This window comes from Actinotalea sp. Marseille-Q4924 (assembly GCF_916618755.1).
In the GTDB taxonomy this organism is placed as follows: Bacteria; Actinomycetota; Actinomycetes; order Actinomycetales; family Cellulomonadaceae; genus Actinotalea.
The window spans coordinates 141945-159167 of record NZ_CAKAKB010000001.1 but is presented as its reverse complement, the minus strand read 5'-3'; the positions used below and the strand labels follow the sequence as shown (position 1 = coordinate 159167).

Sequence of the window (17223 nt, the reverse complement as noted above, 5' to 3'; positions counted from 1 at the left end):
GGGCGGTGGACCGCTCAGGGGCGCAGCCGGACCTCCCCGACACCGACGTCCAGGCTGACCGACCCGTCCCGCACCGAGAACGCGCGGACCTCGATGCCGTCGGCCCGTTGGCGCACCGCGTCCTGGAGACGCAGCGCGACCGACGGCGGGTCGCCGCGCCGGACCTCGACGAGCTCGCCGACGCCGCGCCGGCGCAGCTGCGCGGTGACCGTGTCGGTGAGGACGTTGAGCAGCGTGTGGAGCGGCAGGGCGCGCGCCCGTGACGTCACGGCGAAGGTGGCGACGCCGTCGTCGTAGCCGGTGAAGCGGGCCACCACGTCGACCGCTCCGAGGAGCGACGCGGCCAGCCGCAGCGCGCCCGGCAGCTCGGGCATCCGGCCGAGGTCGACGGTGACGTGGACGTCCGACCCGACGGCGTCGAGGGATCGGACGAAGGGCGGCAGCGGCTCGGTGGCGGTGGCGAGCGCCACCGCCTCGCGGACGGTCAGGGAGACGTGCACGGCGGTCCTCCTCGCTGAAGGGTCCGGCCTGGGTGGACCGGACGGCACCAGGAGCGGAGAGCCCTACGGTCGCACGCGCCGGGCGCTCGCGTGGTGGTCGCTCGCGTGGCTGTCGCGGCGCGGCGGTCGCTCTCGCGAGGCGGCACGGTGCCGTCGGGGCGCAGGCGCCCACCCTGGGCATGAAGACGCCCCGCTGCTCAGGGGGGGCGGCAGCGGGGCGTCTGGTTGAACTGTAAACGGCCTTCGGGCGGACACGCAAGACCCTGGTCGGGACGGTCCCGACCGTCCGCACGCCCGCGCAGAACGGTCAGGCCGACTCGCGCACCACGAGCTCGACGGGGAGGACCACCCGGTCCTCGGTGACGTCCGGCACCTCGGGCGCGTCCCGCAGCTCCAGGTCCGGCCGGGCCCGGCTCAGCAGCATCCGCGCCATCGTCCTGCCCTGGAGGACGGTCTGCTGGCGCGCCGTCGTCAGCGGTGGCTCGGTGGCGGCGGCGAGGGGGATGTCGTCGAAGCCGACGACGGCGACGTCGTCGGGCACTCGTCGCCCGGCGAGGCGCAGCGCTCGCAGCGCACCCAGGGCCATGAGGTCCGACGCGACGAACAGGCCGTCCAGGTCCGGCACCCGAGCGAGGAGCCGCTGCGTGGCCGCCTCGCCGCCGGCCTGCGTGAAGTCGCCGTGCTCGACCCGCTCCGCGGGGAGGTCGCCCCCGAGGGCCGAGCGCACGCCGACGAGACGATCGACACCCGCTGCCATGTCCGCCGGGCCGGCGACCGTGCCGATGCGCCGGCAGCCGCGCGCCAGGAGGTGCTCCGTCGCGACCCGCGCGCCGCCCACGTTGTCGTTGTCGACGGACGGCACGGCGAGGTCCGGCTGCATCGGCCGGCCACCGATGACCAGAGGCACACCGGCCTCGACCATCGCCGCCGGGATGGGGTCGTAGGAGCTGTGCTCCGAGACGAGGAGGACGCCGTCCAGCGGGGCGGTCCGCAGGTAGCGCTCGATGCGTCCCAGGTCCTCGACCGTCTGGGCCATGAGCAGCACGACCTGGACGCCCGCGCTCATGAGCTCGGTGCTCACGCCACGGACGATCCCGCTGAAGAAGGGGTCCCCGAACACCCGCGGGTCGGGCTCGGCGGCGACCAGCGCCACCGCGTCGGCGCGCTGGGTGACGAGCGAGCGCGCGGCCTGGTTGGGGACGTACCCGAGCTCGGCGATCGCCCTCTCGACGCGCTCCCGCAGGTCCGGGGCGACCGACGACCAGCCGTTGACGACGCGCGACACGGTGGCGCGGGACACTCCCGCGGCAGCCGCCACGCTCTCGAGGTTCGCTCGACCGGACCGGGACCTCGTCGTCACGTCTCCCCTTGCCGGTCGTCAGGAGCGCGCCGGTGCACCACCGGCCCACCGGCGCGCGAGGCGCCGTGGGCCGATGCTAGCGGCGCCGGGAGCGCTCCCGCGGCCTCCTGCCGACGGCGGCCCGCCCGGCTCGTCGGCGCGGCCGGCCGTCGGTGCCCGCGCGTCAGGCCGCGGCGCGCTCCTGCAGCGTCACGCTGTTCCGCCACGGGTCGGTGGTGCGCACGACGGCGCCGTCGTCGGCCACCTGGACCCCGCGGCGGCGCAGCCGGGTGACGGCGGCGTCGAGGTCTGCCCGCGTCGGGACGGTGATGGTGACGTCGCCCAGACCGAGGGTCGACGCGCGCGGTCCAGCGCCCGCCGAGTTCCACGTGTTCATCGCGAGGTGGTGGTGGTAGCCGCCGACGGCGACGAAGAGCGCGCCGGGCATCTCGGCGGCCACGTCGAACCCGAGGGTCTCGACGTAGAAGTCGCGGGCGGTGGCGAGGTCGCCCACCTGGAGGTGGACGTGACCGACCTTCGCGGCGGCGTCCGTGAGCCCCGTGACGGCGGCCTCGTCGACGTGCGCGCGGAGGTACTCCTGCGGGTCGAGCCACAGCGAGTCCATGAGGACCCGGCTGCCGGGGCCGCGGGTCCACGTCTCGCGCGGGCGGTCGCGGTAGAGCTCGATGCCGTTGCCCTCGGGGTCCGTGAAGTAGAACGCCTCGGACACGAGGTGGTCGGCGCTGCCGACGTAGGTCGAGCGCGGGTGCCTCGCGGCGGTGAGGACCGTCGCGGCGAGGTCCCGCTGGTCGTCGAACAGCACCGCGGTGTGGAACAGGCCCGCCTGGCGGCGCGACGGCTGCGGCAGCCCGGGTGTGTGGCGCAGGACGAGGACGGGCCGCCCGCGGCGGCCGAGCACGACCTCACCCCGGCCGGACGTCTCGCCACCCTGCTCCTCCGCGTGGCCCTCCCGGCGGGCCGCACGGCCCTCCGCGAGCGTCACGAGACCGAGCGCGTCGCGGTAGTAGTCCGTCATCGCGCCCAGGTCCCCGACGTGGAGCGTCACCGCGTCGACGTCGGCGGCCTGGGTCAGCCGGTCCTCGACGGGTCGGGGGTCCGCCGCGACGTCCCCGGCGGGACGGGCGTCCTCGGACGGGCGGTCGGCGGTGGTCTCCAGCACGGCAGGCTCCTCGGGTTTGGTTGAAGCGACAACCAAACTGTAGGCACGAGGGGGCACATCGGTCAATGCCTGGAGGGGGCGGGTCAATGCCTGGAGGGGTGTGAGGGCGGAAGGATGCGCGCCCGTCAGCGCAGGACGTCGGACTCGGGCGGCCGGGCACGGCGTCGACGAGGGACGTGCGGCGCGCGCTCGTCCCGGGCCAGCTGCAGGATCGCGGCCACGCAGACCAGGCCGGAGACGACGGTCAGGACGAGCCACGCCAGCTCCCCGCCGCCCGCGATCCCGGCGCCGCCTCCGTCGGACAGGTCACGCCCGACGGAGGCGACCGCCGTCACTACTGCAGCGCACCACAGGACCGCCCAGGGGTGGCGTCGGAGGATGCCTGTGCGCATCCTCCGACGCTATCCGGCACCCCGACCGGTGCTGTGGGCCGTTCTGCCGTGAGGGGCGTGCTCAGAACCAGTGCCTTCGGCCGCCGACGGAGCGACCCATGGCTCCGAGGATCCAGAAGATGAGCCCGATGACGAGCACGATCCATCCGATCGTCACGAGGATCGCGATGTCGAGCACGTAGCCGAGCACCAGAAGGATGATGCCGAGGATGACCACGGAGGACCTCCCTGTCCGGGGAGCCGGTGGACCGACTCCTGCCCCGATGGTCCCGTGATCACGGTCCGTGCGCACGGCGAACCGCAGGGTTCACCCGTCAGGGGAGCACGCCCTGGGCGACCGCGCGGTCCAGCGCGTCGCCGGTCGCCGCGCGTCCGAGCTCGATCATCTCGGCCGCCCGGTGGAACTCCAGGGTGCTGCAGCTGTTCTTCGGGATGGTCACGAGGACGTCCGGCGGGTAGCCGGCGAGCCGGTAGCTCGCCACGACGCTCTGCATGGCGTCGAGGGACAGCTCGACCACGTCGAGGGTCCGCAGCCCCGGCGGCAGCTGCTCGAACATGCGGTCGGCCAGCTCGGCCGCCGCGTCGGCAGCGCTGCCAGCTCGTGCGCTGACCGCGCGGGCCCGGGCCGTGCCGAGGAAGCGGACGACGGCGCGGCGCAGGTCGGTGTCGACGAGGCGCGACGCGGTGCGGCGGAGCCGGTCGCTCCACTCCGCCACGGGCTGCTCGGCGGCCGACTCCTGAGTCGGGACCTTGCCGTTGTGGACGGGCAGCTCGCCGGACACCGACACTGCGATCGTGACGTCCGCCTGCGAGGCCGCCGTCGCCGACAGCGGGATCGGGTTCATGAGGGCGCCGTCGGCGAGCAGCCGTCCGTTGATCATCACGGGGGTGATGACCGTCGGCAGGGCGATAGACGCCCGGATCGCCGCGTCGACGGGTCCGCGCTGGAACCAGACCTCCTTGCGCGCGAGGAGGTCGGTGGCGACCGCGGTGAAGGAGATCGGCAGGTCCTCGATCGACGCACCGTCCAGCAGCTCGCTCACCTTCGCGAGGATCTTCTCCGCACGGATCATCCCCGGCGCACCCAGGGACGGGTCGAGCAGCCGCAGCACCTCCCGCTGCGTGAGGCTGCGCGCCCACTCGGTGTACGGCTCGAGGGCGCCGGCCGCGTGGACCCCGCCCACGAGCGCGCCCATGGACGCCCCGGCGATGTCCACGACCTCGTACCCACGCTCGCGAATCACCTCGATCGCGCCGATGTGGGCGTAGCCGCGGGCGCCCCCGCTGCCGAGCGCGAGGGCGACACGCAGGGGACTGTCCATGTCGCCCATCGTGGCAGGCGGGCTCATCGGTCCGGGGGCGTCCGGTGCGCGCGTCGGCCCGCCGGAGGAGCCACGCCGAGGACTCGTCGGCCGCCGCGCCGTGACGAGGGCGTGGCCTAGTGATGGAGGGAGGGAGGGAGCGGGTGACGGGAATCGAACCCGCGCTATCAGCTTGGGAAGCTGAAGTTCTGCCACTGAACTACACCCGCGCAGCACCCGAGAGGGGTGCGACGGCGACGACTATACCCGCCGCGGTGGCCTCGCCCGTGCCCCAGCCGCGGCACGGTGCCGGAGTTATCCACAGCCGCCCTCCACACCTGTGTGAACACTGCACAGGTACCACTCAGGAACGTGTGGACAAGCCGCCGAAGGTCCTTGTGGTCCGCGCGGTGTGGGGCACCCCGCCTCCGCTACCGTGACCCCGTGCTGCTCTCCGACCGCGACATCCGCGCCGAGCTCGACTCCGGTCGCATCAGCCTGGACCCGTACGAGCCGGGCATGATCCAGCCGTCCAGCATCGACGTGCGCCTCGACCGCTTCTTCCGGCTCTTCGACAACCACAAGTACCCGGTCATCGACCCCTCGCAGGACCAGCCGGACCTCACCCGCCTCGTGGAGACCGAGCCCGACGAGCCGTTCGTGCTGCACCCGGGCGAGTTCGTCCTGGGCTCCACCTACGAGTCGGTGGCGCTCCCGGACGACGTCGCCGCGCGCCTGGAGGGCAAGTCCTCCCTGGGCCGCCTGGGCCTGCTCACGCACTCCACCGCCGGGTTCATCGACCCCGGCTTCACCGGTCACGTGACGCTCGAGCTCTCCAACGTCGCGACCCTGCCGATCCAGCTCTGGCCGGGCATGAAGATCGGCCAGCTCTGCTTCTTCCGCCTCTCCTCCCCGGCCGAGAACCCCTACGGGTCGACCGTCTACGGATCCCGCTACCAGGGCCAGCGCGGCCCGACGGCATCGCGGTCCTTCCAGAACTTCCACCGCACCCAGGTCTAAGGGCACGGTCCGTCGGGCGGGCCTCGCGGCCCCGTCCCCGGCGCCGCGGACCCGGGCGCGACTGACGTCGGCAGCACAGGCGTCCTACCCTCGCTGGCATGGCACTCCCGTCGCTGACCGCGGACGACCCCGAGGTCCTCAGCCACCACCTGCTCGTCCTGCCCGGCGACGTCGGCCATGACGAGGTCGAGGTGCTGGCCGCGAGCCGTTTCCCGCACGCGCACCAGGAGACGCCACCCACCCTCACGCCGCCGCGCCCCGTCGGGGCCCGCGGTCTTCGCACGTCCCAGCCCCCGCCGGGCGTCCTGCGGCTGTCCCGGCACAGCACGCTGGTGGGGCCGTTCACGCTCGACCCACCGACCGCGTCCGCGCTCGGCGTCCCGACGTCGGCAGGGCTCGCCTACCGCCTGCACGCACCGGTCGAGCGGGGCACCCCGCCGCTGCAGGAGGGTGGTGACCGTGACGGGCTGCGACGGGCGTTCCCCGACGGTCTGCCGATCCGGGACGAGGAGCGGACGCTCGGGTGGCTCCTCGCCGCCGCCCGCCGCCTCGGTGGTGCGGTGCGGACGGCCACCGCCACGATCCTGGTCCCGGACCCGGCCGCTGCCGTCGACCTCACGGTGTGGACGGACATCTGGCTCGAGCCGGACGCGGCGGTGACCGTCATGCGCCGCGCCGCTCCGCGGGCCTACGTCAACCTGCCGACGACACGGTGGGGCGGTCCACCGCCGGGCACCGGGGAGCGTCCGGTGCGCGGCGCCGACGCGCTGGACGACGCGCAGCGCCGGGCCCTGCACGCCGCGGCCGACGAGCGGGACATGGCCACGCTCACCGCACCCCCGCCCATGACCTCCTACGGGTGCCTCGCCGACCTCGAGCTCGACGGGATGCTCGCCCTGGAGGTCGCCGGCGAGACGCAGCTGCCCCCGGCCATCGCCGCGGTCCCCTGGGCGGCGCGGGGCGCCGTCGCCTACCGGGTGCGGTGGGAGCCGCCGGAGATCGAGGAGCTGCACGCGGAGCGTCCGTCGATCCAGCACCGGGTGGCCCGCGGCCGTGCGCTGCCGCTCGTCGTCGCGCTGACCCGGGCCGTGCATGCCGCCGTCGGCGGGGAGATCACGGACGAGATGGACTTCGTGGTCGACCCGGCCGACCTCTGACGGCGGGGTGCCGGGCGCGGCCCGCCGGCCCTGGACGGGCTCGGCGGGCCGCCGACCGCCGGCGCGCTCAGGAGCCCCTGAGCGCCTCGCGGAGCTTCACGCGCCCCCCGGTCCGCAGCAGCGACCGCTCGTAGACCTTCGCCCCGAGCGCGACGACCGCGACCGCCGCCGCCGCGAGCAGCGCCAGGGCCACGAGGGGCTCCCACCAGGCCGCCTCGCCGAGGAACAGCCGGACCGGCATCCCCACCGGTGCGCTGAACGGCACGTAGGACATGACGCGGAGGACGACCGGGTTGTCGTTGAAGAAGACCACGAGGAAGTACGGGGTCATCGTCAGGTAGATGACCGGCGTCATGACGGAGCCGATGTCCTCCATGCGCGACACGAGCGACGCGGCCGCGGCGAACATCGCCGCGAGCAGGACAAACCCCACGAGGAAGAACAGAACGAACCAGACGACGGGCGCCCCGATGAGGGCGAGGAGGTCGTCCTGCCCCGTGACGACGAGCGCGATGACGGCGACCGCGGCGATGGCCGCCGTCTGCCCGAACGCCAGCACGCTGTTCCCGAGGATCTTCCCCGCGAGCAGCGACCGGGCGGAGACCGTGGCGAGGAGGATCTCCACGATCCGGCTCTGCTTCTCGGTCACGGTGTTCTGCGCGATCATCGACCCGAAGCCGGCCGCGGACAGGAGGAACACCAGCCCGAACCCGAAGCTGACGAGGTAGCGCACGCCCTCGTCCATGTCGGGCTCCTCGAGCAGCTCGACGTCCGGCGCGACCGACAGGGCGCTGACCACCTCGAGAGGCGCTGAGTCGAGCGCGAGCACGCGCACGCCGACCGGGCTGTCCTCGGCCGGCAGCACGGCGGCCCGGACGTCGCCGTCCTCGACCAGCCGACGCGCCTCCGCCTCGTCCGCGACGTCGACCGCCTCGAAGCCCTCCTGCTCCTCGAACGCGTCCGCCGTGGCGCCGACGACGGCGACCCGGGTGTCGCCGTCCCGGCCGGCGAGGACCGAGCCGATGATGATCGACGCCAGGACGCCGACCAGCAGGATGGCGGTCGAGACGAGGAACGACTTCGTCCGCACGACCGTCGTGATCTCGCGCTCGGCCACCAGCAGGGCGGCCCGCGCCGTCGCGGGCGCCGTGGGCCGAGCCCCGCGGCCGGCCGGCGCGCCCCGGCTGGTCCCGCGGCCCACGACGGCGCCGCCCGGGCGGGTCCCCCGCGTGTCGACCTGGGTGCTCATCGCGTCGCCTCCGTCGGTTCCTCGTCCTTGACGACCTCGCGGAAGATCTCCGCCAGCGTGGAGCGCACCGGCCCGAACGACGCCACGGGCGCCTGCTCGAGGGCGCGCCGCAGCACCTGCTGGGCCGCGGCGTCGTCGTCGGCCTCGAAGACGGCCCAGCCGCCGTCGAAGTGCTGCACGCGCACACCGGGCATCGCGCGCAGCCAGCCGACGTCACCCGTCGAGTCGATCTCCCAGCGCGCGTGGCCGTGGGCCGCGCGCAGCTCCTCGCGGCCGCCCGCGGCGCGGATCCGGCCCTGCGCGATGACGACGAGGTCGTCGCACAGCCGCTCGACCAGGTCCAGCTGGTGGGAGCTGAAGAGCACCGGCGCGCCCTGGGCGGCGTGCTCGGCCAGCACCCCGACGACGACGTCGACGGCCATCGGGTCCAGCCCGGAGAACGGCTCGTCCAGGACGAGGACCTCCGGCTCGTGCACGAGCGCGGCGGCGATCTGCGCGCGCTGCTGGTTGCCGAGCGACAGGTCGTCGAGCTGGTCCGTCATCCGCTCGCCGAGGCCGAGGCGCTCGAGGAGCTCCGTGGCCCGGCGCGTGGCCGCCCCCCGGTCGACGCCGTGCAGCCGGGCGAGGTAGGTGATCTGGTCCAGCACCCGCATCTTCGGGTAGAGGCCGCGCTCCTCCGGCATGTAGCCGAAGAAGCGGCGCTCGGCGGCGTCGAGGTCGGCGCCGTCGAGGGTCACCCGGCCGGAGTCCGCCGCGAGGACGCCGAGGATGATGCGCATCGTCGTCGTCTTGCCCGCGCCGTTGCCACCGACGAAGCCGGTGAGCCGGCCACGACCCACGTCGAAGGTGACGTCGTCGAGCACCAGCCGGTCGCCGAACGACCGGTTGACGTGGTGCACCTGGAGCATGGCCGTCCTTCCTGTCGGTCCGACGACGGCGTGCGCCGCGGACGCCTCCCCCTGACGTCTCCCAACCTAGGGACGCGCCGCGGGGAGCGGATCCGGCGGAGGTCGGAACCGTGGCTCAGCCCCGGGACGGACGCAGGGGCGTCCCGTCGGCCTCACTGCTCCTGCGTGCGCACCACACCGTGCTCGTAGGCGAAGACGACCGCCTGCACGCGGTCGCGCAGGTGGAGCTTCATGAGGACGTTCGACACGTGCGTCTTGACCGTCGCGCGACCCAGGACCAGCTCGGCGGCGATCTCGTCGTTCGCCAGCCCCCTCGCGACGAGGCGCAGCACCTCGACCTCGCGGTCGGTCAGCGCGGCGACGGCCGCCGGCAGCGCTCCGTCGGCAGGAGGGGGCGGCCGGTCCGCACCGTCGAGGGCACGGGCGATGACGGCGCGCGTGACCTCGGGCGCGAGCAGCCCGTCGCCGGCACCCACCGACCGCACCGCCTCCACGAGCTGCTCCGGCCGGCTGTTCTTCAGCAGGAACCCGCTCGCACCCGCGCGCAGCGCCTCCAGCAGGTAGTCGTCGCGGTTGAAGGTCGTGAGCATGAGCACGGCCGAGCGGATCTGCGGGTCGGAGGTGAGCAGCCGCGTCGCCTCGAGACCGTCCATGCCCGGCATCTGCACGTCCATGCAGATGACGTCCGGGTCCAGGCGGGCCGCCTGCGCGATCGCCTCGCGGCCGTCCCGCGCCTCGCCGACGACCTCCAGGTCGGGCTGCGCATCGAGGATCGTGCGGATGCCGGCCCGCAGGAGCGCCTGGTCGTCGACGAGCAGCACCGTCACCGGGCGGCTCACCGCCCCGTCACGGCCGACGACGGCGCCCGTCGTGCCCGCCGTCATGCGTGCTGCTCCACCGCGGCGTCCGCCGTCCGGGTCACGGTCCCGTCCGGCGCGGGCGAATGCGCGCCCAGGGCCGGCGCGAGCGGCACGTGGGCGCGGACGAGGAAGCCCCCGCGGGGACGCGGACCGGCGTGCAGCGTGCCGCCGTCGGCGGTGACGCGCTCCCGCATCCCGACCAGGCCCAGGCCGGAGCCGGTGGCCGCACCGGAGCGGGCGCCCACGCCGTCGTCCGCGACCTCGATCTCGACGCCGTCCGGGAGGTACCGCAGACGGACGTCGGCCTGCGCCGTCGGCCCCGCGTGCTTGCGGGTGTTCGTCAGGGCCTCCTGCGCGATCCGGTACAGGTTGAGCGACACCAGCGGGGGCAGCGGCCGCGCGTCGCCGACGACCTGGAACGTCGTCGGCAGGCCGGCCGCCACGGCCTCCTCGACGAGCTGGGGCAGCCGCTCGACGTCGAGCGACCCGACGGCGTCGTGGCCCTCCGCGGCGCCGGCGTCGCGCAGGGTGCCGAGGATCCCCTGCAGCTCGCCGACCGCCTGCCGCGCCGCCTCCTCGACGTGCTCCAGCGCCTGCGACGCGCGGGACGCGTCGGCCGGGAGGAGGGTCCGGGCGGCGGACGCCTGGACGCCCATGAGGGAGACGTGGTGCGCGACGGCGTCGTGGAGCTCGCGGGCGAGCCGCAGCCGCTCGAGGGCGACGGCCTGCGTGGCGACCGTCCTGCGCTCCGCCTCCAGCTCGCGCGTCCGCGCCTCCACCCGCGCCCGCTCCCGGGCCGCGTTCCACGCGTTCTGCCCGAACCAGTACGCGGCGGCGAAGTACGCGACGTTGGTGAGCAGCTGGATGAGGAGGAACGCGACGAGCGGGGACAGCACGCCGACGCGGGACAGGTCGGGCAGCGCGTCGGGGTCCGTGGTGGACAGGAACAGCGCGACGACGAGCCAGACGAACATCGCGACGATGACCAGGGCCCGGACCTGGTTCGCACGACGGCGGTCCGCAGCCCAGGCACCCACCGTGTACAGCGCGAGGAAGAGCGCGATGTTGGCGACGAGGGTCTCGGGGACCCTCGTGCTCTGCAGCAGGATGAACGCCGCGGCGACGACGAGGAGGACGAGCCCGGGCCGACGGCGACGCACCGCCAGCGGGAGCGTCACGCCCGCGAGGCAGAGGACGGAGAGCCAGGCCGGCGCCGGGTCCTCGTACAGGCCGGCGACCTGCCACAGCGCGAACGACAGCATCGAGGAGACGAAGAGCGCCACCGCCAGCAGGCCGTCGTTGCGGAGCCCCTCGGCGTCCGGGGCCCCCCGGCTCCAGTCGGCGGCGTCCGGGTCGACGGGCGTCACGACGGCGGCCTCGGTCCGGCCCTGGGTCTCCTGCCGCCCCGCACGCACGCGGCCACGCTAGCCGGTCGCACCGACGCCGCGGCTCCGTCCCGCGACGGGTCCCGGGTCCGGCCCCGGCTCCGTCCCGCGACGGAGGGAGTCCTGGGGCACCCTGCGCCCGTAGCGCTGTCGATCATGGCCGTCTAGGCGCATCATCGGAGCATGCGGCGCACGGCGGAGTTCGACGCCTTCGGGCCGTGGATCGACGAGGTCCACACGCCCGAGGAGGTGCCGCGCCTCTTCCGCGACCGGCCTGTCGACCTGCAGCGCGCCGACCTGGTGCTCAAGGTGCCACGTCCCATCTCGCGCCGTGACGCGAACCCCGACATGGACCTGTACGACCACCTCGTCGTGGCGGACCAGGGCGGCCTCGAGGTGCGGACCCGCGAGGGGTCGACGTACCGGCAGCGCCGCGTGGCCTACGAGGACGTCGCGGTCGCGCACAGCAGCGTGGACCTGCTGGACGGGCGGTTCCACGTCCTCGACACCGGCCACGAGGCCGCGGACCGGCTCGGGTTCCGCTACAACAGCGTGTCGCACGAGCTCGTCGAGCGCCTCGTGCACGTCCTGCGCACGAACGTCCGTCGCCGGCTCGGGAGCCACGACGTCGAGGTGCCGCGCCACCCCCTGCAGCTCGGGCTGCGGGACCTCGGTGACGAGGAGATCGCCCTGGTGACCGAGCAGCGCGACATCGCCGAGCACGAGCGGGACATCGTCCCGGTCGCTGCGCACGGCCGGCGCGTCGTCCCGCGCCGCGGCGGCGCGCTGCACGGCGTCCTGGACACCGTGCGCCCGGTGACGCTGCAGGGCGCGGTCGTCTGCGCGGCGCCGTCGGAGGTCCACCTCGTGCACCGCCGCGACTGGTTCGGCGCGGGACGGCGACCGGTGTCGTCCGTGGCGCACACGCTGTGGGTGCTGCCGCACGTGGCGCGGGTCGCCGTGCACCCGTCCGAGCGCTACGACGGCGTCGAGGTCGTCACCGTGACCAGTGGCAGGGCGACCGTCGAGGTGCCGTTCCCGGAGGGCTCGGAGAGCGTGACGGCGCTGCGCGAGGCGCTGACGGCTCGCTCGCGACACTGACCGCAGGACGTCCCCGCCCGTCCTAGCGCTCCGCCTGCGCCCGGCGGACCGCCGGGAGCAGCAGCTGCGCGACGTCGACCACCTCGACCGCGTCCTCGCCCGCCGCGGCGCCCCGGCCGTTGGCGGCGACGCCGTCGCTCAGCATGATCGTGCAGAAGGGGCAGCCGGTCGCGATCGTCCGCGCGCCGGTGCCGAGGGCCTCGGCGGCCCGGTCCGTGCTGATCCGGGTGCCGGTCGTCTCCTCCATCCACACCCGCGCCCCGCCGCCGCCGCAGCAGAACGAGCGGTCGTGCGACCGCGGCATCTCGGCGAGCGCGAGCCCGGGCACGGCGGCGACGAGCTCGCGTGGTGGCGTGTACACCTGGTTGTGCCGGCCGAGGTAGCAGGGGTCGTGGTAGGTCACGGTCCGCGCCGGGTGCGGCCCGTCGCCCGTCCCCGCAGCGTCCCGCTGCCTCCCGGGCTCGCGGACGTCCTCGACCACGGTGAGGCGCCCGTCGGCCAGCAGCCGCTCGAGGAGCTCGGTGTGGTGCACGACCTCGAACCGGCCGCCGAGCTGCGGGTACTCGTTCGCGATGGTGTTGAAGCAGTGCGCGCACGTGACGACGATCTGCTGCGCCTTGGCCTCGGTGAGCGCCTCGACGTTCGCCTGCGCGAGCATCTGGAAGAGCATCTCGTTGCCCGCCCGCCGGGCCGGGTCGCCGGTGCACTGCTCGCCGTCCCCGAGGACGGCGAAGGAGACGCCGGCGGTGTCGAGCAGCTCCGCGACGGCCCGCGTGGTGCGCTTGGCGCGGTCCTCGTAGGCGCCGGCACAGCCCACCCAGAAGAGGTACTCGACCTCGGACGCGTCCTCGACGTCGACGCCGACGACCGGCACGGGGAAGGGCAGGTCCTTGGCCCACGCCAGGCGCTGCCGCGCGGGCAGGCCCCACGGGTTGGCCTGCTTCTCGAGCTTGGCGAACATCGGCCCCAGCTCGTCGGGGAACGCGGACTCCATGAGCACCTGGTTGCGGCGCATGTCGACGATGTGGTCGACGTGCTCGATGTCGACCGGGCACTGCTGCACGCACGCGCCGCACGTCGTGCAGTCCCACAGGGCCTGCGGGTCGACGACGTCGCCGACGAGGGACAGCACGTCGAGGTCCGCGTGCGCGACCTGTCCGGTGCCCTCCGGACGGCCCCGCGCCGGTAGGCCGGGCACCGCGGTATGCCCCGTGGTCGCCGAGCGCCCGGACGGCTCCGTCGACGCGTTCGCCGCCACCGTGAGGTACGGGGCCGTCGCGTACGCGTGGTCGCGCAGGGCGAGGACGACGAGCTTGGGCGACAGCGGCTTGCCCGTGTTCCACGCAGGGCACTGCTCCTGGCACCGCCCGCACTCGGTGCACGTGGAGAAGTCCAGCAGCCCCTTCCAGGAGAAGTCCTCGATGCGGCCCACGCCGAGCGTCGCGTCGTCCGGCAGGTCCTCCAGAGCCGCGAAGTCGACGGGTCGGCCGCCCGCACGCACCGGCGGCAGCGGTCCGAGCGCGGGCGACCCGTCCGTCTCCCGCCGCGCCCAGACGTTGACCACGGCGAGGAACCGGTGCCACGAGACACCCATCGCGGGCCGCATCCCGACGACGACCATCCACAGCATCGACGTGACGATCTTCAGCAGTGCCACCACGACGACCGCGCGCTCGATGCCGACCGGACCGAGGCCGACGAACCACTGACCGAACCACGCGGTCAGCGGGAAGTGCCAGCCCGCGGCCGCCGGGTCGACCACCGTGAGCGGACCGGAGCCGTCGGAGACGGGCGGCGCCACCGCGAGCGCGTACTCCAGCCCCCGCAGCAGCAGCACGCACACGACGACGGCGGCGATGATCGCCTCGACGAAGTACGCCTGGCCCCAGTTCGACCCGAAGAACCGCGACGCGCGGCGACCCTGAGGACCACCCGGCCCCGCGGCGTCGTCGGCGGGCGGGAGGTCCTGCTCACGGCGCGCGCCGGAGACCCGCGTCCCGGCCGCCTCCGCGCGGCGCGGGTGCTCGCGCTGCCGCACCACGACGAGCGCGACGATCCCGAGCAGCCCCAGCCACGCGAACGCCTCGACGAGCCACTCGAAGGGCGGCCAGTGCCCGACGAGCGGGAGCGCGAACGAGGGCTCGACGATCTGCCCGTACCCCGTGACGAGCGTGAGGAAGAGGACGGGGAAGCTCACCATGACGACCCAGTGCGCCGCGCGGACCAGCGGCCGGTGCTGGAACCGGCCGTGCCCGAGCACCTCCCTGACCACGAGCCACGTCCGCCGTCCCGGGTGGGTGGTGCGGTCGGGCGCGGGCCCGCCACGGCCCACGGTGCGGACGATCGCCCGGACCCCGAGCGAGAACACGACGACGCCGACGACGGTCGCCGCGACCGCGACGATCAGGGCGATGATCTGCAGGCCGTCCACGCAGGACACCGTAGACCCGGGCCCGGACGCGGCAGGTGCCTCCCCTGACCTCGGCCGGCCCGCGGCGCGTCAGGGGGTCGCGGGGCGACCGAAGAGGAAGCCCTGCGCGTGCCCGATGCCCAGGTGCAGCAGGGCGTCGCGCTCCTCCTCGGTCTCGACGCCCTCCGCGACGACGACGGCCCCCAGACGCCTCCCGAAGGTGCCGAGCGCCTGGACCAGCGCCTGCCGCACGGGGTCCTCGTCGATGCCCCGGACGAGGGACATGTCGATCTTGATCATGTCGGGGTGCATGCGGACGACGTGCGCCATGCTCGCGTACCCGGCGCCGACGTCGTCGACGGCGACGCGCAGCCCGCGCCGGCGGTGCGGGGCGAGCGCGCGGTCCAGCTCCCCGTAGGACTCCACGGCTGCGTGCTCCGTCACCTCGACGACGACGTCGTGCGGGTCGACGCCCGCCAGGAGCCGGTCGAGGGCGCCCGCGACGATGACGTCGGGCGAGAGGTTGACGGCGACGGGCGGGGCACCGTCCGCCGTCAGCTCCAGCGCGGAGGCGGCCGCCGCGACCTCGAGCTCGTGCCCCAGTCCGACGGCGGACGCGGTGGCGAACCACTGGGCGGGGCTGCGGCTCGTGTCGTCGAAGCGGGACAGCGCCTCCCTCACGTCGGTCCGTCCGGTGGCGAGCTCGACGACGGGCTGGAGCACGACGTGCCGTCCGCGTCCGCGACACAGGTCGGCCACCTCCGCGTGCAGCGCCCGACGACGACGCTGCGCGGCCGTCGTGCTCAGGGCGCGACGGTGCACGTCCTGGATGACGTCGGCGATGAGGCGCGCCGTCGCGACGTCGTCCGCGCTGAGGTCCGGCTGCGCGGACGAGCTCGTCGCGCAGACCATGCCCTCGACCGTCCCGTCGGCGCCGACGAGCGGCACCCCGAGGTAGGCACCGATGCGCAGCTCCTGGGTCACGGGCAGCAGCACGGCCTCCGGGTCCAGATGCGTGTCCGGGATGACCGACGGCATCACGCCGGCCAGCACGCGCGCGCAGTACCCGCCGGACAGGGGCAGCTCGGTGCCCGGCAGCGGCCCGTGGACCCCCGGCGCGACGTCGACGAACCGCAGGACCTGCGTCGCACCGTGGAACTCGCTGGTCCAGGCCACCTCCATCCCCGCCGTGCGGCGCAGCAGGTGCAGGAGGCGCTGCACGACCCGCGCCTCGCCGTCGGCGGCCCCGAGCTCGACGGCCGTCGCGGTCGGTGCGCCGGCGAGGGCCGCGGCACGGCGGCGACCCTTGACGTGCAGCATCGCGGCGTCGGCGAGATCCACCACCTCGTCGGCGGAGCGGTCCTTCGGGCCGGCGACGTGGAGCCCGACGCTCAGCTCCACCGTGAGCAGGCTGCCGGCGACCTCCACGGGTGCGGCCATCGCGCCCTCGATGCGGCCGACCACCTCCTCCCCGGCGCGCTCGCGCTCGGCTGCGGGCTCCTGCTCCCCGTTCGGGCACACGACGACGAACTCGTCGCCGGACCACCGGCCGACGGTGTCGCCCTCCCGCACGCACGACCGCAGCCGCCGGCCGACCTCCACGAGCACGGCGTCGCCCGCGGCGTGACCGAGGCGGTCGTTGATCTCCTTGAAGTGGTCCACGTCGCAGAACAGGATCGCGACGCCTGCGCCCGTCCGCCGCGCGACGGCCAACGCCTGCGTGAGCCGGTCCGCCACCAGGGTGCGGTTCGGCAGGCCGGTGAGGACGTCGTGCGTGGCCATGTGCCGCGCGGCGTCCTCCATCTCCTTGCGTGCGGTGATGTCCGTGTAGCTGAGGACGACCCCCGGGCGGTCCCCGGCCGTGTACCGGACGGCCTGCTCGGTGAACCACAGGGTCCCCGCCGGTGCGCGGCAGCTGACGTCCATCGTGAACTCCGGGATGGCGCCCTCGAGGACCTGCCGGACGCCCTCGGCCGCCAGCGCGGCGTCCGCGGCCGCGCGGGGGTCCCCGCTGCTCATCGCGCGGTCGCACACCTCGAAGAAGTTCACGTCCTCGGAGCAGCAGCCGCACCCGCCGCGGTCGGCGAACCGACGCCAGGCGTCGTTGACCGACACGATCGTGCCGTCGCCGTCGAGCACGGCGAGCTGAGCCGGGAGGGAGTTGATCACCGCCCGTTGGAGCTGTGGAGCCACGTGCCCACCGCCTCCCGCCGCCGCCCGCCCACGTCGAGACCACCACCTCCCGTGGACGATGCTCCTGCTCCGCACCGCCGCACAAGGGCCGACCGCATGACCTGCGGATAGAATGGGCCCGCTCGTGACGGCGCGCGTCCTTCCTCGACGCGCCGGACCCCTCCGTGACGGCGCCCACAGATGCCGTGAGGACGAGTCCCCCAGCGCGGCACCTGCGACCACTGACCA

At 74.5% G+C, this 17223-nt stretch carries 15 protein-coding genes and 1 tRNA gene; 3 read left to right on the top strand and 13 right to left on the bottom strand.

Features of this window, described 5'->3' with window-relative positions; translation table 11 throughout:
* Positions 1-14: 14 nt before the first annotated feature.
* The 7 genes from LG379_RS00675 to LG379_RS00645 form a co-directional block, all read right to left on the bottom strand.
* Entirely contained in the window at positions 15-500 is a 486-nt protein-coding gene (locus LG379_RS00675) for a hypothetical protein (RefSeq protein ID WP_225752676.1), read from the bottom strand.
* Between the two features lie 307 nt (positions 501-807).
* The gene (locus LG379_RS00670) at positions 808-1860 is read right to left on the bottom strand and encodes a LacI family DNA-binding transcriptional regulator (protein ID WP_225752675.1); all 1053 of its coding nucleotides are present in this window, start codon (positions 1858-1860) and stop codon (positions 808-810) included.
* Between the two features lie 163 nt (positions 1861-2023).
* On the bottom strand, positions 2024-3016 hold the full coding sequence (locus LG379_RS00665) for a VOC family protein (RefSeq protein WP_370634423.1): 993 nt from the start codon (positions 3014-3016) through the stop codon (positions 2024-2026).
* A 128-nt stretch (positions 3017-3144) separates the two neighbouring features.
* On the bottom strand, positions 3145-3411 hold the full coding sequence (locus LG379_RS00660) for a hypothetical protein (RefSeq protein ID WP_225752674.1): 267 nt from the start codon (positions 3409-3411) through the stop codon (positions 3145-3147).
* A 61-nt stretch (positions 3412-3472) separates the two neighbouring features.
* Positions 3473-3628 carry a DUF6131 family protein gene (locus LG379_RS00655; protein WP_225752673.1) on the bottom strand — a complete coding sequence of 52 codons (156 nt, stop codon included), beginning with the start codon at positions 3626-3628 and terminating at the stop codon, positions 3473-3475.
* Between the two features lie 97 nt (positions 3629-3725).
* Positions 3726-4733, bottom strand: a complete 1008-nt coding sequence (locus LG379_RS00650) for a patatin-like phospholipase family protein (protein WP_225752672.1) — start codon at positions 4731-4733, stop codon at positions 3726-3728.
* A gap of 138 nt (positions 4734-4871) precedes the next feature.
* A tRNA-Gly gene (locus tag LG379_RS00645) sits at positions 4872-4942 on the bottom strand.
* A 214-nt stretch (positions 4943-5156) separates the two neighbouring features.
* On the opposite strand from LG379_RS00645, the gene dcd reads away from it, so the two are divergent.
* Positions 5157-5732, top strand: coding sequence for a dCTP deaminase (gene dcd, locus LG379_RS00640; protein WP_225752671.1), 576 nt, complete (start codon positions 5157-5159; stop codon positions 5730-5732).
* A gap of 98 nt (positions 5733-5830) precedes the next feature.
* On the top strand, positions 5831-6889 hold the full coding sequence (locus LG379_RS00635) for a hypothetical protein (protein ID WP_225752670.1): 1059 nt from the start codon (positions 5831-5833) through the stop codon (positions 6887-6889).
* A gap of 67 nt (positions 6890-6956) precedes the next feature.
* Here LG379_RS00635 and LG379_RS00630 read toward each other — a convergent pair whose 3' ends face one another.
* From LG379_RS00630 to LG379_RS00615, 4 genes are all read right to left on the bottom strand, one after another.
* The gene (locus LG379_RS00630; protein WP_225752669.1) at positions 6957-8138 is read right to left on the bottom strand and encodes an ABC transporter permease; all 1182 of its coding nucleotides are present in this window, start codon (positions 8136-8138) and stop codon (positions 6957-6959) included.
* Positions 8135-9046, bottom strand: coding sequence for an ABC transporter ATP-binding protein (locus LG379_RS00625; RefSeq protein ID WP_225752668.1), 912 nt, complete (start codon positions 9044-9046; stop codon positions 8135-8137). The genes LG379_RS00630 and LG379_RS00625 overlap by 4 nt, the downstream gene beginning before the upstream one ends.
* Positions 9047-9198: 152 nt before the next feature.
* Positions 9199-9930, bottom strand: coding sequence for a response regulator transcription factor (locus LG379_RS00620; RefSeq protein WP_225752667.1), 732 nt, complete (start codon positions 9928-9930; stop codon positions 9199-9201).
* Positions 9927-11321 carry a sensor histidine kinase gene (locus LG379_RS00615; protein ID WP_225752666.1) on the bottom strand — a complete coding sequence of 465 codons (1395 nt, stop codon included), beginning with the start codon at positions 11319-11321 and terminating at the stop codon, positions 9927-9929. The genes LG379_RS00620 and LG379_RS00615 overlap by 4 nt, the downstream gene beginning before the upstream one ends.
* Positions 11322-11474: 153 nt before the next feature.
* On the opposite strand from LG379_RS00615, the gene LG379_RS00610 reads away from it, so the two are divergent.
* Entirely contained in the window at positions 11475-12392 is a 918-nt protein-coding gene (locus LG379_RS00610; protein WP_225752665.1) for a hypothetical protein, read from the top strand.
* 22 nt (positions 12393-12414) lie between these two features.
* Here LG379_RS00610 and LG379_RS00605 read toward each other — a convergent pair whose 3' ends face one another.
* Both LG379_RS00605 and LG379_RS16970 read right to left on the bottom strand, forming a co-directional pair.
* A complete protein-coding gene (locus LG379_RS00605) occupies positions 12415-14823 on the bottom strand; it encodes a (Fe-S)-binding protein (protein ID WP_225752664.1) in 2409 nt (802 codons plus the stop codon).
* Between the two features lie 69 nt (positions 14824-14892).
* On the bottom strand, positions 14893-16995 hold the full coding sequence (locus tag LG379_RS16970) for an EAL domain-containing protein (RefSeq protein ID WP_304522412.1): 2103 nt from the start codon (positions 16993-16995) through the stop codon (positions 14893-14895).
* Positions 16996-17223 lie beyond the last annotated feature (228 nt).